The sequence below is a fragment of the Ruegeria sp. YTSA064 genome, from assembly GCF_059610325.1.
In genome coordinates this window covers 179623-205820 of record NZ_JBXWNK010000007.1, presented here as the reverse complement: position 1 = coordinate 205820, position 26198 = coordinate 179623, and the positions used below count along the sequence as shown (strand labels likewise).

The 26198-nt window shown below is 56.0% G+C and carries 28 protein-coding genes; 10 read left to right on the top strand and 18 right to left on the bottom strand.

The annotated features are described in order from the left end of the window. Positions 1 to 38 precede the first annotated feature (38 nt). From AC2FI7_RS12585 to AC2FI7_RS12575, 3 genes are all read left to right on the top strand, one after another. Positions 39 to 962, top strand: a complete 924-nt coding sequence (locus AC2FI7_RS12585; protein ID WP_010442852.1) for a sulfite exporter TauE/SafE family protein — start codon at positions 39 to 41, stop codon at positions 960 to 962. Positions 963 to 1053: 91 nt separating this feature from the next. After that, positions 1054 to 1974, top strand: a complete 921-nt coding sequence (locus AC2FI7_RS12580; RefSeq protein ID WP_010442851.1) for a sulfite exporter TauE/SafE family protein — start codon at positions 1054 to 1056, stop codon at positions 1972 to 1974. Position 1975: 1 nt separating this feature from the next. Then, positions 1976 to 2740, top strand: a complete 765-nt coding sequence (locus AC2FI7_RS12575) for a TIGR02186 family protein (protein ID WP_010442850.1) — start codon at positions 1976 to 1978, stop codon at positions 2738 to 2740. Positions 2741 to 2742: 2 nt separating this feature from the next. On the opposite strand, the gene AC2FI7_RS12570 is transcribed toward AC2FI7_RS12575, so the two are convergent. The 6 genes from AC2FI7_RS12570 to AC2FI7_RS12545 form a co-directional block, all read right to left on the bottom strand. Continuing rightward, positions 2743 to 3471, bottom strand: coding sequence for an SDR family oxidoreductase (locus AC2FI7_RS12570; RefSeq protein ID WP_010442849.1), 729 nt, complete (start codon positions 3469 to 3471; stop codon positions 2743 to 2745). Further along, positions 3468 to 5000 (bottom strand): ATP-dependent DNA helicase, encoded by a 1533-nt coding sequence (locus tag AC2FI7_RS12565; RefSeq protein ID WP_010442848.1) that lies wholly within the window; start codon positions 4998 to 5000, stop codon positions 3468 to 3470. The genes AC2FI7_RS12570 and AC2FI7_RS12565 overlap by 4 nt, the downstream gene beginning before the upstream one ends. Positions 5001 to 5060: 60 nt before the next feature. Continuing rightward, the gene (locus tag AC2FI7_RS12560) at positions 5061 to 5699 is read right to left on the bottom strand and encodes an acyl-homoserine-lactone synthase (protein ID WP_010442847.1); all 639 of its coding nucleotides are present in this window, start codon (positions 5697 to 5699) and stop codon (positions 5061 to 5063) included. An 83-nt stretch (positions 5700 to 5782) separates the two neighbouring features. Beyond that, the gene (locus tag AC2FI7_RS12555; protein WP_010442846.1) at positions 5783 to 6502 is read right to left on the bottom strand and encodes a helix-turn-helix transcriptional regulator; all 720 of its coding nucleotides are present in this window, start codon (positions 6500 to 6502) and stop codon (positions 5783 to 5785) included. A gap of 367 nt (positions 6503 to 6869) precedes the next feature. Further along, a complete protein-coding gene (gene ccrA, locus AC2FI7_RS12550) occupies positions 6870 to 8156 on the bottom strand; it encodes a crotonyl-CoA carboxylase/reductase (protein WP_010442845.1) in 1287 nt (428 codons plus the stop codon). Between the two features lie 112 nt (positions 8157 to 8268). Continuing rightward, on the bottom strand, positions 8269 to 9651 hold the full coding sequence (locus AC2FI7_RS12545; RefSeq protein WP_010442844.1) for a 1-acyl-sn-glycerol-3-phosphate acyltransferase: 1383 nt from the start codon (positions 9649 to 9651) through the stop codon (positions 8269 to 8271). 145 nt (positions 9652 to 9796) lie between these two features. Between AC2FI7_RS12545 and AC2FI7_RS12540 the strand changes: the two genes are divergently transcribed. The 3 genes from AC2FI7_RS12540 to deoD all read left to right on the top strand — a co-directional run bounded on the left by AC2FI7_RS12540 (position 9797) and on the right by deoD (position 12922). After that, positions 9797 to 11764, top strand: a complete 1968-nt coding sequence (locus AC2FI7_RS12540) for a protein meaA (protein WP_010442843.1) — start codon at positions 9797 to 9799, stop codon at positions 11762 to 11764. Between the two features lie 112 nt (positions 11765 to 11876). Continuing rightward, a complete protein-coding gene (locus AC2FI7_RS12535) occupies positions 11877 to 12194 on the top strand; it encodes an H-NS histone family protein (RefSeq protein ID WP_010442842.1) in 318 nt (105 codons plus the stop codon). A gap of 17 nt (positions 12195 to 12211) precedes the next feature. Beyond that, entirely contained in the window at positions 12212 to 12922 is a 711-nt protein-coding gene (gene deoD / locus AC2FI7_RS12530) for a purine-nucleoside phosphorylase (RefSeq protein WP_010442841.1), read from the top strand. Between the two features lie 13 nt (positions 12923 to 12935). Here deoD and AC2FI7_RS12525 read toward each other — a convergent pair whose 3' ends face one another. The 11 genes from AC2FI7_RS12525 to AC2FI7_RS12475 form a co-directional block, all read right to left on the bottom strand. After that, the gene (locus tag AC2FI7_RS12525) at positions 12936 to 13799 is read right to left on the bottom strand and encodes an urea carboxylase-associated family protein (protein WP_010442840.1); all 864 of its coding nucleotides are present in this window, start codon (positions 13797 to 13799) and stop codon (positions 12936 to 12938) included. Between the two features lie 286 nt (positions 13800 to 14085). Then, the gene (locus tag AC2FI7_RS12520) at positions 14086 to 14226 is read right to left on the bottom strand and encodes a hypothetical protein (protein WP_010442839.1); all 141 of its coding nucleotides are present in this window, start codon (positions 14224 to 14226) and stop codon (positions 14086 to 14088) included. Positions 14227 to 14362: 136 nt separating this feature from the next. After that, on the bottom strand, positions 14363 to 15142 hold the full coding sequence (locus tag AC2FI7_RS12515; RefSeq protein ID WP_010442838.1) for a succinate dehydrogenase iron-sulfur subunit: 780 nt from the start codon (positions 15140 to 15142) through the stop codon (positions 14363 to 14365). A gap of 12 nt (positions 15143 to 15154) precedes the next feature. Beyond that, positions 15155 to 16963: a succinate dehydrogenase flavoprotein subunit gene (sdhA, locus tag AC2FI7_RS12510; RefSeq protein ID WP_010442837.1), complete on the bottom strand. Its 1809-nt coding sequence runs from the start codon at positions 16961 to 16963 to the stop codon at positions 15155 to 15157. Positions 16964 to 16975: 12 nt separating this feature from the next. Further along, on the bottom strand, positions 16976 to 17359 hold the full coding sequence (locus AC2FI7_RS12505; RefSeq protein ID WP_010442836.1) for a succinate dehydrogenase, hydrophobic membrane anchor protein: 384 nt from the start codon (positions 17357 to 17359) through the stop codon (positions 16976 to 16978). A 12-nt stretch (positions 17360 to 17371) separates the two neighbouring features. Beyond that, positions 17372 to 17755, bottom strand: coding sequence for a succinate dehydrogenase, cytochrome b556 subunit (gene sdhC / locus AC2FI7_RS12500; protein WP_010442835.1), 384 nt, complete (start codon positions 17753 to 17755; stop codon positions 17372 to 17374). Positions 17756 to 17959: 204 nt separating this feature from the next. Further along, the gene (locus tag AC2FI7_RS12495) at positions 17960 to 18634 is read right to left on the bottom strand and encodes a DUF1194 domain-containing protein (RefSeq protein WP_029622160.1); all 675 of its coding nucleotides are present in this window, start codon (positions 18632 to 18634) and stop codon (positions 17960 to 17962) included. Between the two features lie 66 nt (positions 18635 to 18700). Then, on the bottom strand, positions 18701 to 19729 hold the full coding sequence (locus AC2FI7_RS12490; protein ID WP_010442833.1) for a MaoC family dehydratase: 1029 nt from the start codon (positions 19727 to 19729) through the stop codon (positions 18701 to 18703). Then, complete coding sequence (locus tag AC2FI7_RS12485; protein ID WP_010442832.1) at positions 19729 to 19935, bottom strand: DUF1737 domain-containing protein; 207 nt, start codon at positions 19933 to 19935, stop codon at positions 19729 to 19731. Before AC2FI7_RS12485 ends, AC2FI7_RS12490 begins: the two co-directional genes overlap by 1 nt. Positions 19936 to 19947: 12 nt before the next feature. After that, complete coding sequence (locus AC2FI7_RS12480; protein ID WP_010442831.1) at positions 19948 to 20502, bottom strand: NnrU family protein; 555 nt, start codon at positions 20500 to 20502, stop codon at positions 19948 to 19950. Positions 20503 to 20508: 6 nt separating this feature from the next. Then, entirely contained in the window at positions 20509 to 21366 is an 858-nt protein-coding gene (locus AC2FI7_RS12475; protein WP_496833411.1) for an HpcH/HpaI aldolase/citrate lyase family protein, read from the bottom strand. Positions 21367 to 21543: 177 nt separating this feature from the next. Here AC2FI7_RS12475 and AC2FI7_RS12470 point away from each other — a divergent pair, with 177 nt between their 5' ends. Continuing rightward, entirely contained in the window at positions 21544 to 21843 is a 300-nt protein-coding gene (locus AC2FI7_RS12470) for a hypothetical protein (protein ID WP_010442829.1), read from the top strand. Here the strand turns inward: AC2FI7_RS12470 and AC2FI7_RS12465 are convergent. Then, positions 21840 to 22595, bottom strand: coding sequence for a sulfite exporter TauE/SafE family protein (locus AC2FI7_RS12465; RefSeq protein WP_496816100.1), 756 nt, complete (start codon positions 22593 to 22595; stop codon positions 21840 to 21842). The two genes, AC2FI7_RS12470 and AC2FI7_RS12465, sit on opposite strands and share 4 nt — an antisense overlap. A 161-nt stretch (positions 22596 to 22756) precedes the next feature. On the opposite strand from AC2FI7_RS12465, the gene mdh reads away from it, so the two are divergent. The 3 genes from mdh (at position 22757) to sucD (ending at position 26185) form a co-directional block, all read left to right on the top strand. Beyond that, positions 22757 to 23719 (top strand): malate dehydrogenase, encoded by a 963-nt coding sequence (mdh, locus tag AC2FI7_RS12460; protein ID WP_010442827.1) that lies wholly within the window; start codon positions 22757 to 22759, stop codon positions 23717 to 23719. A 307-nt stretch (positions 23720 to 24026) separates the two neighbouring features. Then, on the top strand, positions 24027 to 25220 hold the full coding sequence (gene sucC / locus AC2FI7_RS12455) for an ADP-forming succinate--CoA ligase subunit beta (RefSeq protein WP_120981256.1): 1194 nt from the start codon (positions 24027 to 24029) through the stop codon (positions 25218 to 25220). A gap of 83 nt (positions 25221 to 25303) precedes the next feature. Then, complete coding sequence (gene sucD / locus AC2FI7_RS12450; RefSeq protein WP_170522246.1) at positions 25304 to 26185, top strand: succinate--CoA ligase subunit alpha; 882 nt, start codon at positions 25304 to 25306, stop codon at positions 26183 to 26185. Positions 26186 to 26198 lie beyond the last annotated feature (13 nt).

Genomic DNA, 26198 nt, shown 5'->3' with positions numbered 1-26198 from the left:
AGAGTTGATTTTGTATGTCGCAACCGTTCTAAGGGGGTATGCACGTATACCTCCCCATAGCCGAAGTTTCGGTCAACCCTTTCCTGCTGCTTGGAATTGGCGGGTTGGTTGGTGTTTTGTCCGGTATGTTTGGCGTAGGCGGGGGGTTCCTGATCACCCCTATGCTTTTTTTCATCGGCATACCCCCGGCTGTGGCGGTGGCCACATCGGCCAATCAGGTTGTGGCCTCATCGTTCTCTGGGCTGATGGCGCACCTGAAACGCAAGACCGTTGACCTTGAGATGGGCACCGTCCTGCTTGGCGGTGGGCTGCTCGGTGCGGCCTTGGGAATGGTTGTTTTTAACTTTCTAAAACATCTCGGCCAAGTCGATCTGGCGGTGCAGCTTTGTTATGTCGTGTTCCTAGGCGTGATCGGCAGCTTGATGTTTGTCGAAAGCCTGAACGCTATCCGTCGCGCAAGGCAGTCAGGAAGTACCCCGGTCGCCAAGCGCCGGCAACGGACATGGGTCCACGCGTTACCCTTCAAAATGCGCTTTCGTGCTTCGAGCCTTTATATTTCAGTGATCCCACCCGCACTGGTCGGGTTCGGCGTTGGTATCCTGTCAGCGATCATGGGAGTTGGCGGCGGGTTTATCATGGTGCCCGCGATGATCTATATCCTTGGTATGCCCACAAAAGTCGTGATCGGCACATCCCTGTTTCAGATCATATTTGTGGCTGGGTTCACTACGATGATACATGCCTCGACAAACTACAGCGTCGATGTGCTTCTTGCTGTTCTTCTATTGATCGGGGGGGTTGTGGGCGCACAGTTGGGCACCCATATCGGCGCACGTTTGAAGGCCGAGCAATTACGCATTCTGTTGGCTCTTTTGGTCATTGCAGTTGCTGCAAAAATCGGGTTTGACCTGCTCCTGACGCCGCCTGACTATTTTTCCCTCTCAGAACCCGGAGGAGTTTAGCCGTGTTGCAAGCTCTGCCCGCAAGCCACCCCGACCGCAAGAGAACGGGCCGGTCCAAGCCCGGTAACGCCAGTAACAACGTGACGGTATCATGCATATTTACCTGCCCATAGCCGAAGTCTCCGTAAACGCCTTCCTGTTGTTGGGACTGGGCGGAATGGTCGGCATTTTGTCGGGGATGTTCGGCGTTGGGGGCGGTTTCCTGATGACCCCTTTGCTGTTCTTTATCGGCATTCCACCCGCCGTGGCCGTTGCAACCGAAGCCAACCAAATTGTTGCCTCTTCATTCTCAGGGGTTCTGGCACATTTCAGACGCCGAACCGTTGATCTGAGAATGGGGACAGTCCTATTGGTTGGGGGTTTGGCAGGTGCTGCATTGGGCGTTGTCGTCTTTAACTATCTCAAAAGTCTTGGTCAGGTCGATCTGCTGGTCAAACTTTGCTACGTCATCTTTCTGGGCATCATCGGCAGCCTGATGTTCGTCGAAAGCCTGAATGCAATACGCAAGACCCGAAAAGGCGGTACACCTCCTCCGAAGCGACGTCAGCGTGGATGGGTTCACGCCATGCCGTTCAAGATGCGTTTCCGGACTTCGGGTCTGTATATCTCGGTCATTCCACCAGTGATCGTTGGCCTGTTCGTCGGTGTCTTGTCAGCCATCATGGGGGTTGGCGGCGGGTTTATTATGGTGCCTGCGATGATCTACCTTTTGGGCATGCCAACAAAGGTGGTTGTAGGAACTTCCCTGTTTCAGATCATCTTTGTGACCGCCTTCACCACCATGCTGCATGCCACGACGAACTATACGGTTGACGTCGTGCTGGCGGTTCTGCTGCTGGTCGGTGGCGTGGTCGGGGCTCAGGTGGGAACTGTTATCGGGGCTCGGATGCCAGCCGAGCAGCTGCGTGTTCTGCTTGCCGCGCTTGTGCTTGTCGTCTGCGGCAAGCTGGCACTTGATTTATTGCTACAACCTTCCGAGCTGTACTCGCTGGGCACGGATGGAGGACACTAAGATGTTGCGTTTGATTGTCCTTCTATCTCTGATTTGCCTGCCCGCCTTTGCCGCCGAAGAACAAGTTGTTCTGGGATTAAGCCAGGATCGCGTATCAATCACGGCCAATTTCGACGGCTCCGAGATTCTGGTATTCGGCGCTGTAAAACGCGAAGCCCCCATACCGGAAGGCCCCCCGCTTGAGGTCGTTGTCGCGGTCGCTGGTCCATCCGAACCCGTCACCGTTCGGCGCAAGGAAAAGCGATTTGGCATCTGGGTAAACACCGATAGCCTGGTTGTTGATCTGGCCCCTAGTTTTTATGCCGTAGCCACGAGCGCCCCGTTCAGTGAAGTACTGACCCAAACCGAAGATCTGCGGTACAAGGTTTCAATCGAACGCGCGATCCGCTCGGTGGGCGCCGATATGAATATTCAGGGCGCTCAGGACTTTTCCGAAGCCGTCATTCGCATCCGAGAGGATGAAGGGTTGTATTCCATTCGTGAAGACACTGTGGCGGTTGACGAACAAACTCTGTTCCGAACTTCGATCGAAATGCCATCAGACCTTACAGAAGGGAGCTATGCCGCCCGTATTTTCCTGACGCGGGGTGGTATGGTTGTTTCAACTTTCGAAACATCTATTGATGTACGCAAGGTCGGGCTGGAAAGGTTCCTCTACAGCATGTCCCGCGAACAGCCGATCTGGTACGGGCTTATGTCGCTGGCGATAGCAATTGCGGCTGGATGGGGTGCATCGACCGCTTTCCGACTGTTGCGCGAAAACTAGGCTCAGCCGCGGCCGATATAGGGCATCGATGTCGCCATCACGGTCATGAACTGTACATTTGCTTCTAGTGGTAGCTGAGCCATATGCAAAACAGACCGGGCGGCATCGCCAACAGCCATCGTCGGATCGGGCTGAAGACCATCAGCGATGGCGTTCTCGACCAGCTCTTGCACCATGGGCGTGCGGGCGTTGCCGATATCAATCTGCCCACAGGCGATTTCAAAATCCCGCCCATCCAGCGACAAGCTGCGTGTCAGGCCCGTGATCGCATGTTTTGTTGCCGAGTAGTGCACTGAATTCGGGCGTGGTACATGGGCCGCGATTGACCCATTGTTGATGATCCGCCCGCCCTGCGGCTTCTGCGATCGCATCGTGGCAAACGCGGCGCGCGCGCAATGGAACATCCCGTTCAGATTCACATTGACCGAGTTGTACCAATCCTCAAGCGCGATCTCATCAATCGTGCCACCCGGCGCAAAAATGCCAGCGTTGTTGAACAGGGCATCCAGACGGCCGGTTTGTTTTACAAAGTTGGTGAAAGCTTGAGTGACCGCTTCTGCATCGGTCACATCGGCAACCAAAGGGATCGCCTTGTCGCTGCCCTGCGCCATTGCTTCAAGTGTGTCGGCGCTGCGGGCCAATAGACCAACTGTCCAACCTTCTGCCAGAAACAACTCGGCGGTCGCGCGACCAATGCCCGAACTTGCGCCAGTTACGATGATTGTCTTCATGTGACTTCCGACTCCAATGTCAGCGACGGCGCCGCGACGGCCCGCAGGTCATCTACCCTTAAGGGATGTGTTGGCTTTGACAATCTGTTCCGCACCACCCAGATCAATCGCTCCTGCGCACGGGTAATAGCCACATAGGCAAGACGCTTCCAAAGCGGCTGCCCCGCCTCGGTCCGTCCCATACGCGCGGCGGCATAAATATCCGGTGCAAACACCTGCACGGTATCCCATTGAGAGCCCTGCGCCTTGTGAATTGTCACCGCAGCACCGTGCAGAAACGTCGCCCCCATCCGCGCGGCAAAGGGAATGAACGGCTCTTCCTCATCAGGCTTTTCGATTTGCACAATTGATGCAGCCGAGACCTGCGGGTCCTCAGCTCCCATAACATGTAGGCGCGAAAACCCGGGTTTGCGACCAGGGCCAAGGTAGATAACCTGTGCCCCTTTGATTAGCCCGCGCGCTTCAAGATCCAGCCGTTTCTTGCGGTGCTTCAATGGCAATTCAATGCCGTCACAGATCAGCGGTTCACCTTCCAGCAGTTCAGTTTCCGGCGCACCATGCACGTTGCGGAACGCCTGTATCAAACGGATGCGGGTCGCGTTGCGCCAAACCAGAACAGGGCTGCGCGCCATCAGATCGACTTCGACCCGTTGACCCCAGACAACGCGATCATCCTTGCGGGCGGTGTCCTCAATCAGACGCTCAAAATCCTCAAAGCCCATGGCGGGATCGGATAGAGCGTGGGCTAGATCAAGTATTGGGTTATCAGCCGTCTGCCTATGTACACGATGCAAGATCTGCTTACGCGGCTCTGGCAACCCGTCAAAAACCATCGAACCCGATTGATTGACTGGTGCCAACTGCGCCGGATCACCAAACAGCAACAGCGTCGGGAAGATTTCTTTAAGATCTTCAAATTGCCGGTCATCCAGCATCGAGGCTTCGTCCACAAAGCCAATATCGAGGGGTTCATCGCGGCGTTTCCAGCCAGTGATAAAGTCAGATCCACGCAGACCAGCAGCGGCCAGAGCGCCGGGAATGGATTTGTTATTGGCATAAAACGCCGCCGCCCGGTCCAGCGCTTCGTCGGTCAACCCTTCAATCTCGGGTCGTTCGTCATTGCCCGCCAGCCATTCGGCAATCCGCTCATATTCCGGGTCATAAACGGGTGTATAAAGGATACGGTGGATTGTCGTTGCAGGCACTCCACGCAATCTTAAAACACTGGCTGCCTTGTTCGTCGGAGCAAGGATCGCAAGGCTGCGTTTGTCGCGGGACTTGCGGCTTTCAAAATCGCCCGAGATCAGGTTGACTCCCGTTTCGGCCAGAGCCTTGTAAAGTTCCGCCAGCAAAAGGGTTTTACCAGATCCCGCCTTGCCAACCACAGCCATGACACCCGATTTCCCGTTTCCGGGAAGTTTCAACAGAGCGTCATCCTCAAGATCAACTCCGGCCGAGCGCAACATCTCGGCAATGTTGTCGAAAGCGGTGGCTTGATCATCGGAAAAGGTGACTTGAGGCAGAGACATGGCGCGACCCTACAAGGACGCGCCGTGCGCCACCAGAGGCGGAATACGATTTCCGCGCTATCAGGCAGAGAGAGCGAACCGATGCTGCTTCCCCTTCCCAAATGCGGTATTGAACCACAAGCGCGATAACTCTCTCGGGATGCCAGCACGGGCAGCGACTCGGTTGCAATCCTCTGCGGAATAAGGCCATAGGCCTACCGAAATCTGATCACGACCTTTGCCTTCTGATCCCAGAACCACGGGTGATGACCCAATCATTCGGTAAATCCGGATCATACGGGCATCAAACACGCCAGCGATATGGGTCAGTCCAAATCCCTCCATAACCTCGCCCCCACTTAGCATGATAGCCCCAGCGGTATGGGCGCTGGCAGTTCGAGAAAGGCAAAAGCGCGTGACCTCCCAAATAAGCGGGCTACGGATCGGGCTGCCCCCGGTGAGATGGCCAAAAACGTCGTTCACCATAACCGGACCGGTCGTCGGCAATATCCGCATCGACCCTCCGTGACTGCCATCCGCTTCTTCCCAGATCACATAGAGCGGATTGAGGTCATCGTATTGATCTCGCTCTTCCCCCCTTTCGTTAACCTTTACATCCCAACCGAGTCGCGTTTTGAATTGATCGGCGCGATCTCTAAACATTCCTTCGGCCAATGCCGGAAATTTATGCAGCTCATCAGCATAAAGATAACGCAACATGATGTATTCCCCTTGTCGTCCATATCTGGAACAAAAGGGGTACAAACACGTGGTTAATATTGGATGAGACCACCGTACGGTGGTTAAACGACTATTAATCCTCTGCTAAGCGCGGTGGCGATTGCATGAGTCGTGTTCTGCGCTCCGAGTTTCGAACGCGCACTTTCGATATAGGCCCTGAGCGTATGTTCTGAGATCGACAGCGAATGTGCCACTTGCGCCCTACTGTAACCCAGCGCCAGCAGTGTCATCGCATCTATCTCGCGAGGTGAAAGCCCGCGCGTCGTTTCCGGTTGTCGATTTTTGGCAAATTCCAGTGCTTTTCGGTTAAGAAAATGCGCCACTAAGATCAGATCGCGACCATGGGCGTCTTTGAACGTCTGCCAGGCCGCATCGTCGCACGTGTTATTCACGGTGAACAATGCGAACTGCCCGCTGGGTCCGCGCAATGGGATCGAGTATCCCTGATTGCCAACACCATGATCCTGCGCGTCTTCCAAGAAAGCTCTGACGGCTTTGCCCGACCAATTCAATTGTTTCCAATCCACCGCATGGAAGCGCTGAAAACAACCAAGAATAACCGGATCAATCCGGTGGTAGTTTTTATCGCGATACTGCTTGTCCCAGGCATCTGAATATGTCGTAAACCCATATTGGTCACCGGCACCATCGACCCAGTGATAGGTTACATGGTCGATGCGCAGCGAGTCACGCAGCTGGATGAGTATAGTCGCAAGCTCTTCAAGCGTGCTGGTGCTTTCCAAATCCTCGAGGATCTGACTCAAATCGAACTTTGTTCCCATTCGCGGGCGCGCAAGCCTCATCCTTTGAGGACGCAATCTCGGCCGCTGCGATTAGCCTTGTATCATCAAGCTGCTCGGCAAGTGCGCTCATCCCATTTGCCACCGCAAAGGCGTTGAGATCCGACAATACGTCCAATATCCACTCATTTTGCGCCATCAGGGTGTCTCCGAAATAGTTAACGAAGGGTTAACACAACCATAACATGTGCAGTCTATTTCGGCCTATTCACTGCTTTCTACTCCCCAGAAATAGTGGGGGCCGGATTTCTAACGTATTGAAAAAAATTGATAACCGGGAATCGCAAATCACCCGCAAGGGCGAAACTATGCCTTGCGGGTGATGAAGCTGTTCAAAAAACTGAGACCGTTAGTCGCGGGCGGCTAATACTTCCTCAAGGGTGCGCATACCCGTATACGGAGCCTGAACTAACACCGACATATTGCCCGGCTTGTGTTCATTTCGCATCATCTTCATATGCGCCTCGGGCAGCTCCTTCCAGGTAAACACCTCGGACATGCATGGATCCAATCGGCGTTCTACCATCAGCTTATTCGCTGCGGCGGCTTGTTTGAGATGGGCAAAGTGTGAGCCCTGCAAACGTTTCTGATGCATCCACATGTAGCGCACATCGAAGGTCAGGTTATAGCCAGTGGTCCCGGCACAAATCACGACCATGCCGCCTTTTTTCACCACAAAGGTCGATACCGGGAATGTGCTTTCACCCGGATGCTCGAACACCATGTCGACGTTCACACCTTTGCCGGTGATATCCCAGATGGCCTTGCCAAACTTGCGGGCCTCTTTGAACCATTCGGCATATTCAGGTGTATTGACCGTGGGCAACTGGCCCCAGCAGTTGAAGTCCTTGCGGTTCAGAACGCCTTTGGCGCCCAGCCCCATAACAAAGTCACGTTTGCTTTCGTCCGAGATCACGCCGATCGCGTTAGCTCCCGCCGTATTGATCAGCTGGATTGCGTAAGAGCCCAGACCGCCCGACGCACCCCAGACCAAAACATTCTGGCCAGGTTTCAGGTCATGCGGCTCGTGACCAAACAGCATCCGATAAGCCGTTGCCAGTGTGAGAGTGTAGCAGGCGCTTTCTTCCCAAGTCAGATGCTTGGGGCGCGGCATCAGCTGCTGTGCTTGTACATTTGTAAACTGCGCGAACGACCCATCTGGTGTCTCATATCCCCAGATGCGCTGGCTGTCCGAGTACATCGGATCGCCGCCGTTACAGTGCTCATCATCGCCATCATCCTGGTTGCAATGAATGACCACTTCGTCGCCGACCTTCCAGCGTGTGACTTTCTCACCCACGGCCCAGACGATGCCCGAAGCATCCGAGCCCGCAATATGGTAAGGGGCTTTGTGTCCGTCAAACGGGCTGATGGGTTTGCCAAGCGATGCCCAGACGCCGTTGTAGTTCACACCCGCCGCCATAACGAGAACCAGAACTTCGTGGCTGTCCAGCTTGGGGACATCAACCACCTCGAGCTGCATCGCCGTGTCTGGCTCGCCATGACGCTCTTTCCGGATGGCCCAAGCATACATTTGCTTGGGTACATATCCCATTGGAGGGATCTCACCCATTTCATAGAGGTCCTTTTCCGGTGCCTCATACGACGCGATACCGCTATCGACATCCAAAGCCATGTTGGCCTCCTTTGTTCTTATCTATTGCCGCGCCGCAGAATCGCGGCTTTCCTCAGATGGAATATTGATCCCTGAGTAATATTGCAACCGTTTTTGATGTATTTTTGTAATTTTATGACCCAGCAGTCGCAGAATTACTTTCTGCAACTGCATCATGCCCTGCGCGATTAACAGGTTCGGACGCAGCCGCATAATATGCAAGCAACTCGGTCCGCTCGCCTGTAGGGCGCAGCACTCCACTTTCTCGCCGCAATATCCGGCGCTCAACTAATTGGTTGATCGCATCATCAATTGCCTCACCTTCGCCGTTGGCGACGGCTTTACCACCCATTTCCAGCAATCGAGATTTCAGGTCCTCTTCTGACATCTGCCCTTCGTCCTGCAGCAGCCGACAAGCTGCGGGGACCGGCACAAAGGGTATCGCAGCGCCGATTCTACGCATGAGCTCGCGCGCCAAATCAGTCGTCAAATCCCGCTCATGCGAAGCGCGAAATTCCTTTAAGGATATCGGCGTTGCATATTGGACTGATGCAATCCCAAACTTTTTGTAACGCCCAACAAGACGCCGCCAGATTTGCTTTAGTGTCCAGCGCGTGATGACCCCAATACGTGCACGAAACCGGCGTTCACTGTCCTGCGCCGCAGCCGTCAGGACTGTATCTTCCAAAACGCGATCGTAATTCAGGGCGACAGGTACGAATACAACATCCCGCCCCTTCGGATCCACGCCATCGATGATGTATTTGAGCAAACCCAGCTTAGGGCGGCCCAGTTTACCTGTCAGGCTCAACCCGCCCTCTGGGAACATGGCCTGTGTAACACCCGCTTCGGTCGCGTGACGCACATAGCTTGCCAGCACCTGACGATACAAATCGCTGCCCGATTTACGTCGAATGAAGTAGGCCCCCATTGCACGTATCAATCGACTCAGCGGCCAAACACGGGCCCATTCGCCCACAGCGTAGGAAAGTGTCGAATGATCCGCCGCCAGATAGGTAACAAGCACATAGTCCATATTGCTGCGGTGGTTCATGACGTAAACGACTGTCGCTTCGGGATCGATATTGTCTAGGGCCGACTTGTCCTCATACCCCAACTGGACCTTGTAGAACGCGTTGCTGAGCATTCGCGCAAATCGAATGGCTATGCTGAAATACGCAACTGTTGAAAAAGACGGGGCGATCTCTCGTGCATAGCGTTGGGCCTGTTCCGAGGCGACGGCATCGGGCACACCCTCCTCTTTGGCATGCTTCTGTACGGCCTTGCTGACTTGAGGGTCATAGATAAGCCTCTGAATCATATCGTGGCGCCCTGCCAGTTTGAACGGCTGGATCGGACGCTGCAGGCGTTTGTTCAGCCGCGCAACAGCACGTTCAAGGCGGCGGCGGAAAAACCACCGCACTGAAGGAAATAAGAAATGCGAGGCAAAGGTGACCGTGGCAAACAGCACAATCAGTACAAACAACCAAATCGGTATTTCCACAGTCTGCATCATTTGGGCACAGTGCCATCAATCGCAAACACCCACAATCTGAAGAAACTTGCGATGCCGCAACGCAGCGAATTGACATATACTGAAAATTGCGATTTATGCCTATAGAACGTAATTTTGTTACCCACTGATCCGTGAGGCCCGACCCATGACGCAGTTGCAGAAAGACCGCCCCTGGCTCATCCGTACCTATGCCGGTCACTCGACGGCCAAAGCGTCAAACGCGCTTTATCGTGCAAACCTGGCTAAGGGCCAGACCGGACTATCTGTGGCTTTCGATCTGCCAACCCAAACCGGATATGACAGCGACCATACGTTGGCGCGTGGAGAGGTTGGTAAGGTCGGTGTGCCGATCTGCCATCTTGGGGATATGCGGAATCTGTTCGATCAAATCCCGCTGGAACAGATGAACACCTCGATGACGATCAATGCCACAGCCCCATGGCTTTTGGCGCTTTATATCGCGGTGGCCGAGGAACAGGGTGCTGATGTCTCTAAACTGCAGGGCACAGTCCAGAATGATCTGATCAAGGAATATTTGAGCCGCGGCACCTATGTATGCCCGCCCAAGCCATCCCTGAAGATGATCGCGGACGTGGCCGAGTATTGCTACGAAAACGTGCCCAAATGGAACCCGATGAACGTGTGCTCGTACCACCTGCAAGAGGCAGGCGCGACGCCCGAGCAAGAGCTGGCCTATGCGCTGGCCACCGCCATCGCGGTTCTGGACGAACTGCGCCCGCGCGTTCCAGCAGAAGACTTCCCCGCACTCTGCGGACGGATTTCGTTTTTTGTGAATGCGGGCATCCGGTTTGTCACCGAAATGTGCAAAATGCGCGCATTTGTGGATCTTTGGGATGAGATTCTGCAGCGACGCTATGGTGTCGAAGACCCCAAGTTCCGCCGCTTTCGCTACGGCGTTCAGGTGAACTCGCTGGGGTTGACTGAACAGCAGCCGGAAAACAACGTCTATCGCATTCTGATCGAAATGCTGGCAGTCACCCTGTCAAAACGCGCCCGCGCCCGTGCGGTTCAATTGCCCGCTTGGAATGAAGCGCTGGGTCTGCCGCGTCCTTGGGATCAGCAATGGTCGATGCGGATGCAACAGATTCTCGCCTATGAAACCGACCTGCTGGAATATGGCGATCTGTTTGACGGCAACCCGGTAGTCGATGCCAAAGTCGAAGAACTCAAGAATGGTGCGCGGGCCGAATTGGCCAACCTCGATTCGATGGGTGGCGCTGTTGCGTCGATCGAATACATGAAATCCCGCCTGGTCGAATCCAACGCCGAACGCCTGAACCGGATTGAACGCAACGAGACCGTTGTTGTTGGGGTCAATAAATGGACCGAGGGTGAAGCCTCACCCCTGCAAACTGAAGATGGCGGCATCATGGTTGTCGACCCGGCGGTTGAACAGGAACAAATCGGGCGGCTCAATGACTGGCGTACAGTGCGGGATAACGCTGCGGTTAGCGCCGCGCTGCAGGCCTTACGCGAAGCGGCGCAATCAGGTGCTAATGTGATGGAACCTTCAATCGCCGCGGCCAAGGCCGGGGTTACAACCGGTGAATGGGCCGAAGAGATGCGCAAAGCATACGGCACCTATCGTGGGCCGACAGGTGTTTCCGGTTCGGTTTCGAACAAAACCGAAGGGTTGGAGGATTTGCGCGCCGCCGTCGATGCAGTCAGCGACCGTCTTGGACGCCGCTTGAAGTTCCTTGTCGGCAAGCCCGGTTTGGACGGCCACTCGAACGGAGCTGAACAGATTGCTTTCCGCGCACGCGATTGTGGAATGGATATCAGTTATGAAGGTATTCGCCTTACGCCAGAGGAAATCGTGTCAGCGGTCCAAGAGACAAATGCACATGTGATTGGTCTGTCCATTCTTTCGGGCAGCCACCTGCCGCTGGTGAAGGATGTGATGACGCGTCTGACCGAAGCGGGTCTGAGCGACATACCTGTCATCGTAGGCGGCATTATTCCCGATGAAGATGCAGAGCAATTGCGTTCCATGGGCGTGGCTAAAATCTATACCCCAAAGAACTTCGAATTAAATTTGATCATAGGTGATATTGTAACCTTGGTTGACCCCAAGGAAATCGCGGCTGAGTAGAAATAAAAAAATGAATTTCCAATTCTAATTCCCAATGGGATGGAATAGAGATATTCGGATGAATTGAATTCCCATTGCGTTCTGCAGCGGAATAACCGGGTTGGAGAGATAAATGGCAATCGATCTAGAGAAAATGTCGCGCAAAGAATTGCTCAAATTGCGCGATCAGGTCGAAAAGGCACTCAAGGGCGCTGAAACGCGAGAGCGAAAAGCGGCGTTGAAGGCGGCCCAAGAGGCTGCAGCCGAGTTTGGCTTCTCGCTATCTGAATTGTCGGGCGATGGTTCAAAACCGGCGAAAGGCTCTAAGGCCAAGCCAAAGTACCAAAACCCTAACGACCCAACACAAACCTGGACAGGGCGCGGTCGTAAACCGCAATGGGTTCACGACGCTTTGAATGCAGGCATCGATATTTCTGACCTCGAGATCTGAGTTGAGGTAATGCCAAAATGACAATTCATATTGGAGCCAAAATAGGGGATATCGCCGAAACTGTTCTTTTGCCCGGCGATCCCTATCGCGCGAAATGGGCGGCTGAGACATTTCTGGATGATGTTAAGCTGGTCAACGAAGTACGCGGCATGCTGGGATTTACCGGCACCTGGAAAGGAAACCGTGTTACGATTCAAGGCAGCGGCATGGGGATGCCTTCCCTGTCAATCTATGTGAACGAACTAATCCGCGACTATGGTGCAAAAACACTGATCCGGATCGGTTCTTGTGGTGGCATGCAGGAAAGCGTGAATGTGCGTGATGTCATTCTGGCGATGACCTCGACCACGCTCAGCACCCCGTCGCGCGGCATCATGAAAGAGATGAACTTCGCCCCTTGCGCCGATTGGGGATTGCTGCAGGCCGCGGCGCAAGCGGCACAAGCCAAAGGTACACCGACGCATGTGGGCGGTATTTATTCATCCGATGTTTTCTATGACGAGCGTCCAGACCTGAACGAACAAATGGTTCGCCACGGCATTTTAGGGGTCGAGATGGAAGCGGCCGAGCTTTATATCCTCGCTGCACGTCACAAATGCCGGGCGTTGGCGGTGCTCACAGTTTCAGACCACTTGCTGACCGGTGAAGCCCTGCCCTCGTCAGATCGGGAGAGCAGCTTTGGCGAGATGGTTGAGATTGCGCTTCAAGCAGCGTTTCCAGACGGTTGAACAATACCGGAGCTTAGCGCCCATGCGTGCCATCATATCCGTTGCGCGCAGGGCTGCTCCATCCTTCCAGGGCACCCTCGGTCGGGGCGAATGTCTCCACCAACAAGGGATAACACGCCGCCGTATCCGAGGAGTGCTCCGACGAGCAATCGCCGCCGGGGCACGCGCTGAGATTTCCAAGTAAGTCGATCTCGGCAAAAAACTCAAGATAATCACCAGGTCGCACGGGTGACGCCTTCATGAAGTATTGACCCGTGTCCCGCGTGAACCCGGTGCACATGAACACATTCAACACATCATGCACGGCGGGCTCAGCTTCGGCCAACGAGATGCCTAAATGATCCGCCAACGCGCGTGTAAGGTTTGAATGACAACAGTGATGGTACTGCGTTCCGGATAGAAGATTGCCGGTGTAGGGGTCGCAACGCGTCCCGATCACATCATGGACCGATCCGCCAAATTCATCGATTCCATACCAGCCCAGCGTATCGGCAATGATGGTCGCCATTGGCCGCATATGTGGAAAGCTCGACCACATTCGCTCACCCGTTGTGAGGTGTGTACCGTGCAGCGCGCGCGTCTTGCCAGAGTAAAACCGTTCCGACAGATCAGTGAAGCTCCACATGTTGAGATCACCTACCTGAGACCCCTCGACAGACGTGATCCGAAAAAAATGTCCGGCAGGCACCTCAAAGCACCGTGCGTCGCGCGGTGGAACCAAAACCTCACCTGTTTTCTGAGCACCCGCGCGGGCATTTTGATAAAGCTCAAGATTAGGTTGGGGCAGCCCTTCGTTTGGGTAGCAAATCACTGGTGCAATCGCGCGGCGGGCATCTGCATCAGCGGGAGGTCGGGGAGTGGTCTGGGATTCTGTCATGGGCCGAGACTGGCTCAGTTCATCTAGGCGGGAAACCCCAAACTTTTATCATTGCCCTTTCTGGCATTGTTTCGGTTCGGCATCAGATTGCGAAACCGCGCCGCAAAAGGCACAACGCCAATTGCCCTCGCTTCGGTGCTGCCGCCATCTGCAGTCTCGCGACAGTGAAGATGTGCGGGACCGCCAAAGGAAATAGGCGAACACACCAGCGGCAAGCAGAAGCAGGAGAATAGGCATATCTCTGCTTTGCCGATTGCACCAAAGTTTTCAAGCCCGTGTAAGACGGTCAGGCCGCGTTTGCGTACTCAAACAGTTCGGGAGTTTCGTTTTTGATCGGAACAACCGGTTCGGGCGAATAATAGGCCCAAGCCTGTTCCAATAACCTGAGCGCTTCGGCTGCATCGCATTTTTGGGTTTGTTTGCTCATTGGAGTGACCTCTATTCGATTCATCACTCCTCCCTATGCGAAACTTAAATCCGCTCAGCGGCAAACGCATCGCATAGTTTTGCAGAGGCGTCATGCACTTGCCGCAAACCGGCAAGTGCTTTGGTTTGGTGCGCGATCAGACCGCGCGATCGATCATCATCTTCTTGATTTCAGCAATCGCCTTAGCTGGGTTCAAACCCTTCGGGCAGGTCTTGGCACAGTTCATGATGGTGTGGCAGCGATACAGCTTGAAGGGATCTTCCAACTCATCCAGACGCTCACCCGTTGCCTCATCCCGGCTGTCGATGATCCAGCGATAAGCGTGCAGCAACGCGGCGGGGCCAAGGTAACGATCACCGTTCCACCAATAGCTAGGGCAGGAGGTCGAGCAGCTGGCGCACATCACGCATTCGTATAGGCCATCCAGCTTTTTGCGATCTTCGATGGATTGCTTCCACTCTTTTGCCGGACGGTTGGTCTTGGTCTCCAACCACGGCATGATCGATGCGTGCTGTGCATAGAAATGCGTCAGGTCCGGGATCAGGTCCTTGACCACCGGCATATGCGGCAGTGGATAGATTTTCACGTCGCCCTTGATCTCATCCATGCCATAGATACAGGCCAGCGTGTTGATCCCATCGATATTCATCGCGCAGGAGCCACAGATGCCCTCACGGCAGGACCGGCGGAAAGTCAGGGTCGGGTCGATCTCGTTCTTGATCTTGATCAGCGCATCCAGAACCATCGGACCGCAAGTGTCCATGTCGACGAAATAGGTATCGACACGTGGGTTCTGGCCATCATCCGGGTTCCAGCGATAGATCTGGAACTTGCGGACATTGGTCGCGCCATCGGGCTTGGGCCATGTCTTGCCGGTGGTGATCCGGGAATTCTTGGGGAGGGTCAATTGTACCATGGGTTCCTCTCCTTAGAACGTCCGCGCTTTGGGCGCGATTTTCTTCAGGCTGATGCCGCCTTCGGCCTCGGTGCTCAGCGGGTCGACGATCACTGGTCGATAACTGAGATCGACCTGCGTTCCGTCGACGCGAGACACCGTGTGAACGCGCCAGTTTTCATCGTCACGCTCTGAAAAGTCTTCGTGTGCGTGGGCTCCACGGCTTTCCTTGCGCGCCTCGGCCCCAACGATAGTGGCCAGAGCGTTGGGCATAAGGTTCGCCAGTTCCAGCGTTTCCATCAGGTCGCTGTTCCAAACCAGCGAACGGTCGGTGACTTGCAGATCATCCATCTTGGCAGCGATCGCCGTCATCTTTTCAGCGCCTTCAGCCATCGTCTTGGCGGTGCGGAAAACAGCCGCGTCCGCCTGCATGGTTTTTTGCATCTCAAGCCGCAAATCAGCGGTTGGGATCGCACCACTGGCGTTACGCGCCGCATCGAAGCGGTCAAACGCCTTGTCGACCGATGCTTGGTTCAGCACCGGGTTCGGAGCCTCGGCATCCACGACCTTACCCGCGCGGATAGCTGCCGCACGACCAAAGACAACGAGGTCGATCAGAGAGTTTGAGCCCAACCGGTTTGCTCCGTGCACCGAGGCACAACCGGCCTCACCCACGGCCATCAGGCCAGGTACAACAGCAGTCGGATCATCTGTGGTCGGGTTCAGAACCTCGCCCCAATAGTTCGTCGGGATACCGCCCATGTTATAGTGGACGGTCGGCAGAACCGGTATCGGCTCTTTGGTCACGTCTACGCCTGCGAAAATCTTGGCCGACTCCGAAATGCCCGGCAGTCGTTCCGCCAGAGCTTCAGCAGGCAAGTGGCTCAGGTTCAGGTGGATGTGATCCCCTTCGCCACCAACGCCGCGCCCTTCGCGGATTTCCATGGTCATAGAACGGCTGACATAGTCGCGCGGTGCAAGGTCTTTGTACTGGGGCGCATAGCGCTCCATGAACCGCTCGCCTTCCGAGTTGGTCAGATAACCGCCCTCGCCGCGCGCACCTTCGGTGATCAGGCAACCCGAACCGTAGATACCGGTCGGGTGAAACTGCACAAACTCCATATCCTGAAGCGCCAGCCCTGCGCGGGCCACCATGCCCCCGCCGTCGCCAGTGCAGGTGTGTGCCGAGGTCGCGCTGAAATATGCTCGACCATAACCACCGGTCGCCAGCACCACCATCTTGGCGTTGAACACGTGCATGGTGCCATCGTCCAGCTTCCAGCAGACGACGCCCTGACATTGCCCGTCTTCGGACATGATCAAGTCGATTGCGAAATACTCGATGTAGAACTCGGCATTGTTCTTTAGCGACTGACCATAAAGCGTATGCAGGATCGCATGGCCCGTCCGGTCGGCGGCGGCACAGGTCCGCTGCACGGCGGGGCCTTCGCCAAATTCGGTGGTGTGGCCACCAAAGGGACGCTGATAGATTTTGCCTTCTTCGGTCCGGCTGAATGGCACACCATAATGTTCCAGCTCATAGACGGCCTTTGGAGCCTCGCGCGCGAGATATTCCATCGCATCCGTATCGCCCAGCCAATCCGAGCCTTTGACGGTGTCATACATATGCCACTGCCAATGGTCTGGCCCCATATTCGACAAGGACGCCGCGATGCCGCCCTGCGCCGCCACGGTGTGTGAACGGGTCGGGAATACCTTGGTCACACAAGCGGTGCGCAGGCCCTGTTCCGCCATGCCCAAAGTCGCACGCAAACCCGCGCCTCCGGCACCGACAACCACCACGTCATATTCGTGGGTTTCGTATTCATATGCTGCTGTCATTGTTCTTGTTCCTTACTGCGCATAACCGAGGGCAAGCCGTGCGAGAGCAAAAAGACCTGCAGCAATCAGTGTGTAGGCAAACGCCCGTGCGGCCATCAGCGCCAGCTTTTCAGCAACGCCGTGCACGTAGTCCTCAATCGCCTCCTGCGCTTCGCGCAGCAGATGCGGGACGACAACAACCAATGTCAGACCCAAGACAATCGCCGGGAACGGTCGGCTGTAATACGCCAGAGCTTCTTCGTAGGTGCCACCCAACGCGCGCCCGAAGGTGAATACAAACAACGGAACAAGAATAACCAGCGCCGCTGAGCTGAGCATCATCTGCCAATGATGATGTGTACCTGCGCGTCCGGCTCCCATGCCCTGTGCGCGTTTACGGTCTGTTAGAAACTGCATACCAACCTCCCTCTAAAGCGCCACGGCTGTGATCAAGGCAAGAACCGTCGCCAGAACAAACATGCCAATGCCCATCTTCTCGGACACTTCGACATTCACGCAATATCCGAGATCCCAGATGACGTGCCGCAAACGGCCCAGCATGTGATAGAAAATTGCCCACGCTGCGCCGAACATGACCAGATCACCCAGGAAACTGGTCATCAGACCATTGATCAGGTCATAGGCGCCTGCCGATGTGGCTGCCGCCAGCAACCACCAGACGACCAACAAAGCCAAACCAAAGGACGCTAGTCCCGTGATGCGCACCATAATCGAAGAGATGGACGTCATCTGCGGACGATAGATCGTCAAATGCGGAGAGAGCGGGCGGTTGCCCCGATTTACATCGGCCATGTTGGCTCCTTTTCGGTTGGCTACCGAACGTTTTACTGTTTTTTACGACTCTGTCACGCGCTGCAGGTGCAAAATCCAGTAAAATTACCGCAAAATCGCCGATAAGATACATTTGTGATCACACAAAATAATCTCGTGATCACAAAATATATTCGATACCACCAATGTTAGCGTTTTCAACGGAAAAGCAATGTGATCACGAATCTATGGCTGAGTTTGAGACAGCCCTGCGGTCTGCTGCGTCACCTCGCGCAAAAGCTTTTTGCGAATACGCTCAGGGTAATCAGCAAAGCCCGCGGCAGAGACGACAAAGGCTCCCTCACCAACGATAACATTCTCGAAGAAATAGGCTGTCAGGTCCGGTTCGCTTTCTTCTATTGCAATCGCGTTCACTGTGATTCCACTCTCACGCAATTTGGCGTGGATCGTCGAAGGTTCGATACCTTCATTCGAAATTCCGTCACCCGAAAGATCAATCAGATGCCTTTTGCATTCGCTCACTTCGTCAAAGCTTGTCACGGTCATCTCAAGCGCCTCACCGATTGCTGTAGAGAAATTACGCCATACACGCGGATCAGCAGCGACCCGTTCGGCAAAATCATCCAAAGTGGCAAAGCTGTCGATCCGGGTCCATGGGATCGTGATCCTTTGGCGCGAACTACCAGTCCATTGAACCAGCATAAGCCGGGCCTGCCCGCGCACCAACGCCTCGGAAACGATGGGATCACGCAGCCCTGCGGCAAGGCCGTCCATCTGGATGCGATATTCCTCGGAATCCACCGAGCCTGACACATCGACGGCCAGAGCAAGAGCAAGATCGCAGGCAAATGCTTGCGGTGCCAGAAACAAACTGACCATGAGTGCGCGTAACATCGTCATACGCCGAGCCTAGCACGGATTTCACCGACCGCGATCACTTCAATGTCAGCAAACGGGCAGCCCGACTTACATGGGCATCAAGGCCCAGTAATCCAGATCCAACAGCACATTGGGCAGGTATTTCCCATCCTCATTGCGCAGCTCAAATGGCTCTCCACCCTTGGTCGCCACAAGCCGTAACCGCAATGCACCGATTCCCGGTGTTCCGGTCTCGGCCTTGTCCAGAACCTCGGACCAGACCTTGATTGTGTTGCCCGCAAAACAGGGGTTGGCGTGGGCACCGCCGTTCAGGCCGACGATCATCTGCGCATTCGCCAAACCGTTGAACGACAATGCGCGCGCCATCGAGATCACGTGGCCGCCATAGATCAGTCGGCCCTCGGGGCGGAAGGTGAGATCGAAATGCACTTTGGCCGTGTTCTGCCACAGGCGCGTAGCCAGCATGTGCTCGGCCTCTTCGACGGTCACGCCATCGACATGATCTATCGTTTCTCCCGTGTTGTACGCATCCCAGCGGTGGCTTTCGCCGGATTGTGCAAAATCGTATTTCGAGAAATCGAGGCCCTGCGGCACAACCAGATCGCCAACATCCAGCACCTTCTTCAGGTCGGGCACAACGGTCTCAGGCGCGGGCGCATCTAGGTTAGATTTGCGCACCATCACCCAGCGCACATATTCGATCACCACTTCGTCGCGCTGGTTCAAACCGCGCGTACGCACCCAAACCACTCCGGTCTTGCCATTTGAGTTCTGCTTAAGGCCAATCACACCAGATTCAGCACGCAGCGTATCGCCGGGATAGACCGGTCGCAGCCAGCGACCCTCGGCATAGCCCAGATTGGCCACCGCGTTCAGCGAGATATCGGGAACCGTTTTGCCGAACACCACATGAAACGCAGCCAGATCGTCAATCGGGCTTTGCGGCAGGCCGCAATTCCGGGCGAATTCATCCGAGGAATAGAGCGCATGGCGCGCCGGGTAGAGCGCGTGATACAGCGCGCGTTCACCATCTGTCACAGTGCGGGGCACTGCGTGATGCAGCACCTGCCCGACGGAATAATCCTCGAAAAAGTTACCCGGATTGGTTTTTGCCATTATTGCTGTCCCAGTTTCATGTCGGGGGAATAGTCGGCGTCGACTTCTTTCGTCACGGCCTGCGCGCAGCGCATCACGTTGTTGGCTGCGTCAAAGGCGTAAGAGGGATCGCCATACAGCTCCCACCCTTTCGCCAGCGCGTCCGAGACCTTGTGGCAGAAGGCTGACGTGTCTTCCTCGGTCAACAAACGATAAAGTTTCGCCATTGATTTGGTCCCTTAGCCACCGAATGGAGATGGGCCAACCAGCCCGTGAATATAGCCAACAATGCCCAACAGCACGATGGATCCCACAAAAAACATCACGTCTTTGCCATAGGTGCCGGGTTCACCCGGGGTCCAGTCTGGCTCGGACTTGTTGATCACGATGACTTCGACGATCGCCCAGGCCAGCAGGCCACCAAACAGCACGATCGAGGCCAGATCGCCATTTACCAGCAAATGCGCAAAGGCCCAAAGCTTGAAGCCGCCCAGCATCGGGTGGCGCACTCTATTCAGAAGACGGCCTTTCTGTCCTGCCGGGCTCATCAAGTAGAACGCAATCAACACCAGCAGGTTGTTAATGTGGATCAGGAAGGTCGGCGGCGCCCAGACATAGATGAAATCGGTCATGCGATAGCCGAAAATCATCAGAAGGATCGCACCCGCCAAAGCCAGCGCCACGACGCCCTTGCCCGCATCGCCCATGGCGGCACGGCGTTCCGGCATCACGCGCTTGAAGAGATGTGCGGCCCACCACAACGCCACACCAAGAATCAGAAGAACAAAGCCCATGCTGGCTTACCCCGCTTGCAAAGCTAATATCGCCTCTGCTTTTGCCAGAGTTTCGCGGGCAGTTACAACGTGTAGGTTTTCGACAATCTTGCCATCGACAACAGCGACCCCCTGACCTTGTGCCTCGGTCTCTTCAAAGGCTGCGATCTGGCGGCGGGCCAATTCTATCTCGGTGTCCGAAGGCGCAAAGGCAGTATTCGCAATCTCGACCTGCGCGGGGTGGATCAGAGTCTTGCCATCGAAGCCCATATCGCGGCCATGGGCACATTCAGCTGCCAGACCGTCGGTGTCCTTGAACGCGTTATAGACGCCATCCACGATGATCAGCCCTTCGGCCTTTGCAGCCAGCAGGCACAGGCCCAGCGAGGTCATCATCGGCAGCCGGTCGGGGCGGAAACGCGTCTGCAGCTCTTTCGCCAGATCGTTGGTCCCCATGACAAAGCCCGCCATCAGCGGATGTGCGGCAATTTCGGCCGCATTCAGCATACCACGCGGTGTTTCCATCATCGCCCAGATCGGCAGATCACCGGTGATCGCCGCCAGCGCATCCACATCCGCGGCCGAGTTTACCTTGGGCAAAAGAACGGCATCCGCATCCATCTCACGCACAGCTCCGGCATCGGCGCGACCCCATTCGGTATCCAAACTGTTGATCCGCACGATCTTGACCCGCACACCGTACCCTCCGGCGGCCAAGGCCTCCTTGAGCGTTTCGCGCGCGTTCTCTTTCTCATCAGCTGCAACCGCGTCTTCAAGATCAAAGATGATGGCATCCACCGGCAGCGTACGCGCTTTATCCAGCGCCCGATCGCGGGAGCCGGGGATATAGAGAACGGAACGATAAGGGCGTTGGCGCGGGTCCACGGGACTCTCCCATTGAAATAATGTTGCGCGGAATGGGGCATTTTTTGACGGAAAGTTCAAGAGCAAAATCGCCGCAGCGCAGCATTCTGGCATCGTGACGCAACGCTCGTTGCCTTAACGCGATTTCTTTCAGCCTGCTGCACGCTGTTTTCAAGAAGGAATCGAAAGGGGTGACCGATGAAGACGATATTGCTGAAATTGACGATCGGGTTGGGCATTATGGTGTTGGCTGCGCAACAGGTCAGCGCACAGAACTGCGCGCCGCGCGAGGATGTGATCAAGCGATTGGCGCAAACCTATGGCGAAACCCGCAGGGGTATCGGGATCGCACGTCAGGGTGCAGTGATGGAGGTTTTTGCTTCGGATCAGACCGGCAGCTGGACCATTGTTGTGACCCTGCCCGAGGGTGTGACCTGCCTGATTGCCTCGGGTCAATCCTTTGAGGTGCTGGCTGAGGCGTTGCCGCCCAACGCTTAGACCAGAGCGTCCCAGATCAGTTTACCGCCGGTCAGGGTCAGCAGCACGTATGCAATGCCAAAGAACAGGCGTTCGGACAGCATGAAATGTGCACGGACACCCAGCCATGCCCCAAGGATCGCAAACGGGGTGAGCAACAGATCCGCCAAAGCCGTGTGCCATGTAAACAGGCCCAGATAGGCGAAGGGTACGAATTTCACGGCATTGATCACCCAGAAGACCAGCACGGTGGAGGCCTGGAATTCAGTTTTTGTCAGGCGTTGGGACAGCAGATAGACCGCAGCGGGCGGACCACCTGCATGGCTGACAAAGCTGGTGAATCCAGCGACCAGCCCGGCAAACAGACCCGCCGATGGGGGCAATCGGTTGGCAAAGCCGCGCACCCAGCCTCCGGTCTGGGCAACGTGCCAGATCACAAAGCCGACCGATATCCCACCAATCAGCAGACGCAGCAGATCGTCATCGGTGACACGATAGAGCCCCGCGCCCAACGCAATGCCGGGCACTGCACCCAGAATCAGCAGACGCGAATCCGGCCAGCTCCAGCGTTTCCAGTAGGGCTTTAACGTGGCGACATCGATCACCATGAGGATCGGAAGCATCAACGCCAACGCCTGCCCAGGCGTCAGGATCAGCGCCAGAATCGACGAGGACGCAAAGGCCACGCCCGAGCCGAACCCACCTTTCGAGATACCCGCGAAGATCACTGCCGGGATCGCCACGGCAAAAAACATCAGGTTCATCTCGAACATCTGGCGCCCCGGAAATATGCATGAGTCACAGGCGGTTTAGCGCAATCAGCACATGACATGCAAACGGTATGCGGTGGCATGCCGCGCCGCAGGAGGCTTGCGCGACGCCGCATTTACGACTAGCAAAACCGCGATTTCAAAACCCATCGGAGATATTCCAAATGGCCAGACCCAAGATCGCGCTGATCGGCGCAGGTCAGATCGGCGGCACGCTCGCCCACCTCGCTGCAATGAAGGAACTCGGTGACGTTGTCCTGTTCGACATCGCCGAAGGCACCCCGGAAGGCAAGGCGCTGGATATCGCCGAATCCGGCCCCTCCGAAGGGTTCGACGCCAAGCTGAAAGGCACCCAATCCTACGAGGATATCGCGGGCGCCGACGTCTGCATCGTCACCGCTGGCGTGCCGCGCAAGCCGGGCATGAGCCGCGATGATCTGCTGGGCATCAACCTGAAAGTCATGAAATCGGTTGGCGAAGGCATCGCCGCCAATGCGCCTGACGCGTTCGTCATCTGCATCACCAACCCGCTGGACGCGATGGTCTGGGCCCTACGTGAATTCTCGGGCCTGCCGCATAACAAGGTTTGCGGCATGGCGGGCGTTCTGGATTCGGGCCGTTTTGCGCACTTCCTGTCGGAAGAGTTCAACGTCTCGATGCGCGACGTCACAGCGTTTGTTCTGGGTGGCCACGGCGACACCATGGTGCCGTCGGTTCGCTATTCGACCGTCGCCGGTATCCCATTGCCCGATCTGGTCGAAATGGGCTGGACAACGCAGGAAAAACTGGACGCCATCGTTCAGCGCACCCGCGACGGCGGTGCCGAAATCGTCGGTCTACTGAAAACCGGCTCGGCCTTCTACGCGCCTGCCACTTCGGCGATTGAAATGGCCGAGGCCTATCTGAAAGACCAGAAACGAGTTCTGCCTTGCGCCGCTTATTGCGATGGCGAGCTTGGAGTAGAAGGCATGTATGTCGGCGTTCCTACCGTGATCGGTGCCGGCGGCGTTGAACGGGTCGTCAACATCAAGCTGAACGAAGAAGAGCAGGCAGGTTTCGACAACTCGGTGAATGCTGTGAAAGGTCTGATCGAAGCTTGCAAAGGCATCGATAGCTCGCTGGCCTAATCGTCAGCAGTGAAGAATTTGAAACCGGCCCTTGGTGGGCCGGTTTTCTTTTAAGCCATACATCATGAGTCAGAGATGTTGGCGCAAACGCCGAAAGTCACGTTTATGAATGTGTTTTCTTCGCGCGAGCCTGCATTATCGAATCAAGCTTACGCTTTGCTCAAGCTTTGTGATCACACCCCAAAAACCTGTGATCACAAATGCTGAAAATCTTCGACAATTTCCCGTGACACGTCAAAAAACTCTTTAATTTTGGCGCTTAGACACGCCTATAACAGGGTAATCGTAGTCAGACGGGACAATTTCGATGAACATTCACGAATATCAGGCCAAAGCTCTTTTGCGCAGCTATGGCGCTCCGGTCTCCGACGGTCGCGCGGTTTTGCGCGCCGAGGAAGCCAAAACCGCAGCCGGTGAACTGGATGGCCCTTTATGGGTTGTAAAAGCACAAATCCACGCAGGTGGGCGCGGTAAAGGCAGCTTCAAAGAAGCCGATGCCGGTGAAAAGGGCGGTGTCCGTCTGACCAAGTCGGTGGAAGAGGCCGCCGAAGAAGCCAAGAAGATGCTAGGCCGCACGCTGGTCACACATCAGACCGGCCCCGCAGGCAAACAAGTCAACCGCATCTATATCGAGGCCGGGTCCGGCATTGAACGCGAACTCTACCTAGCCCTGCTGGTGGATCGCCAGACTAGCCGCATCTCGTTCGTCTGCTCGACCGAAGGCGGTATGGACATCGAAGAGGTGGCCGCTGCCACGCCAGAGAAAATCCTGTCCTTCTCGGTTGACCCTGCGACGGGCTATCAGCCTTACCACGGTCGCCGCATCGCGTTTTCGCTGGGTCTGCAAGGCGCACAGGTCAAGCAATGCGTCAAGCTGATGAGCCAGCTCTACGCCGCCTTCGTCGAGAAAGACATGGAGATGCTGGAGATCAACCCGCTGATCGTCTCCGATAGCGGCGACCTGAAAGTGCTGGACGCTAAGGTCGGCTTTGACGGCAACGCGGTTTATCGCCACCCGGATATTGCCGAGCTGCGCGACACGACCGAGGAAGACCCCAAGGAACTGGAAGCCTCCAAATACGACCTGAACTACATCGCTTTGGATGGTGAAATCGGGTGCATGGTCAATGGCGCTGGCCTGGCGATGGCGACGATGGATATCATCAAGCTTTACGGGGCCGAGCCTGCCAACTTCCTCGACGTGGGCGGTGGTGCCACCAAAGAGAAAGTGACCGAGGCGTTCAAGATCATCACCAGCGACCCGCAAGTCAAAGGCATTCTGGTCAACATCTTTGGCGGCATCATGCGCTGTGATGTGATTGCTGAGGGCGTTGTCGCCGCAGTGAAAGAGGTCGGGTTGCAAGTCCCGCTGGTCGTGCGTCTGGAAGGCACAAATGTCGAGAAAGGCAAAGAGATCATCAACACCTCGGGCCTGGACGTGATCGCGGCGGACAACCTGAAAGACGGTGCCGAGAAGATCGTGAAGGCTGTCAAAGGCTGAGTGTCATCCCGTAGGGCGGGCTTCAGCCCACCTTTCCAAAGATTTTGGCGGTTTGAACCCCGCCCCGAAAAGGAGAACGCCAAATGGCAGTCCTCATCGACGAAAATACCAAAGTGATCTGTCAGGGCTTTACCGGCTCGCAGGGCACATTCCACAGCGAACAGGCCATTGCGTATGGCACCAAGATGGTCGGCGGCGTGACCCCCGGCAAAGGCGGCATGGAGCATCTGGGCCTGCCCGTGTTCAACTCGGTCCACGAGGCCAAGCATGTGACCGAAGCCAATGCCTCGGTGATCTATGTACCGCCGCCGTTTGCGGCTGACTCGATCCTTGAGGCGATTGATGCCGAGATGGAGGTGATCGTCTGCATCACCGAAGGCATTCCGGTTCTGGACATGATGAAGGTGAAGCGCGCGCTGGAAGGTTCGAACTCGCGCCTGATCGGGCCGAACTGCCCCGGTGTCATCACGCCCGACGCCTGCAAGATCGGCATCATGCCCGGCCACATCCACAAGCGCGGCTCGGTCGGCGTTGTGTCGCGCTCGGGCACCCTGACCTATGAGGCCGTTAAGCAGACCACCGACGTGGGTCTGGGCCAGTCCACCTGCGTGGGCATCGGCGGCGACCCGATCAAAGGCACCGAGCATATCGACGTGCTTGAATGGTTCCTGGCGGACGATGAGACCGAGTCGATCATCATGATCGGTGAGATCGGTGGCTCGGCCGAAGAAGAGGCCGCGCAGTTCCTGGCGGATGAGGCCAAGAAAGGCCGCAAGAAGCCGACCGCTGGCTTCATCGCAGGCCGCACAGCCCCTCCGGGCCGCCGCATGGGCCATGCGGGCGCAATCGTCGCCGGTGGCAAGGGCGGTGCCGAGGACAAGATCGAAGCTATGCGCTCGGCTGGTATCGTCGTGGCCGAAAGCCCGGCGCAGCTGGGTGAGGCTGTGCTGGAAGCCATCGGTTGACCAGAATTTGACT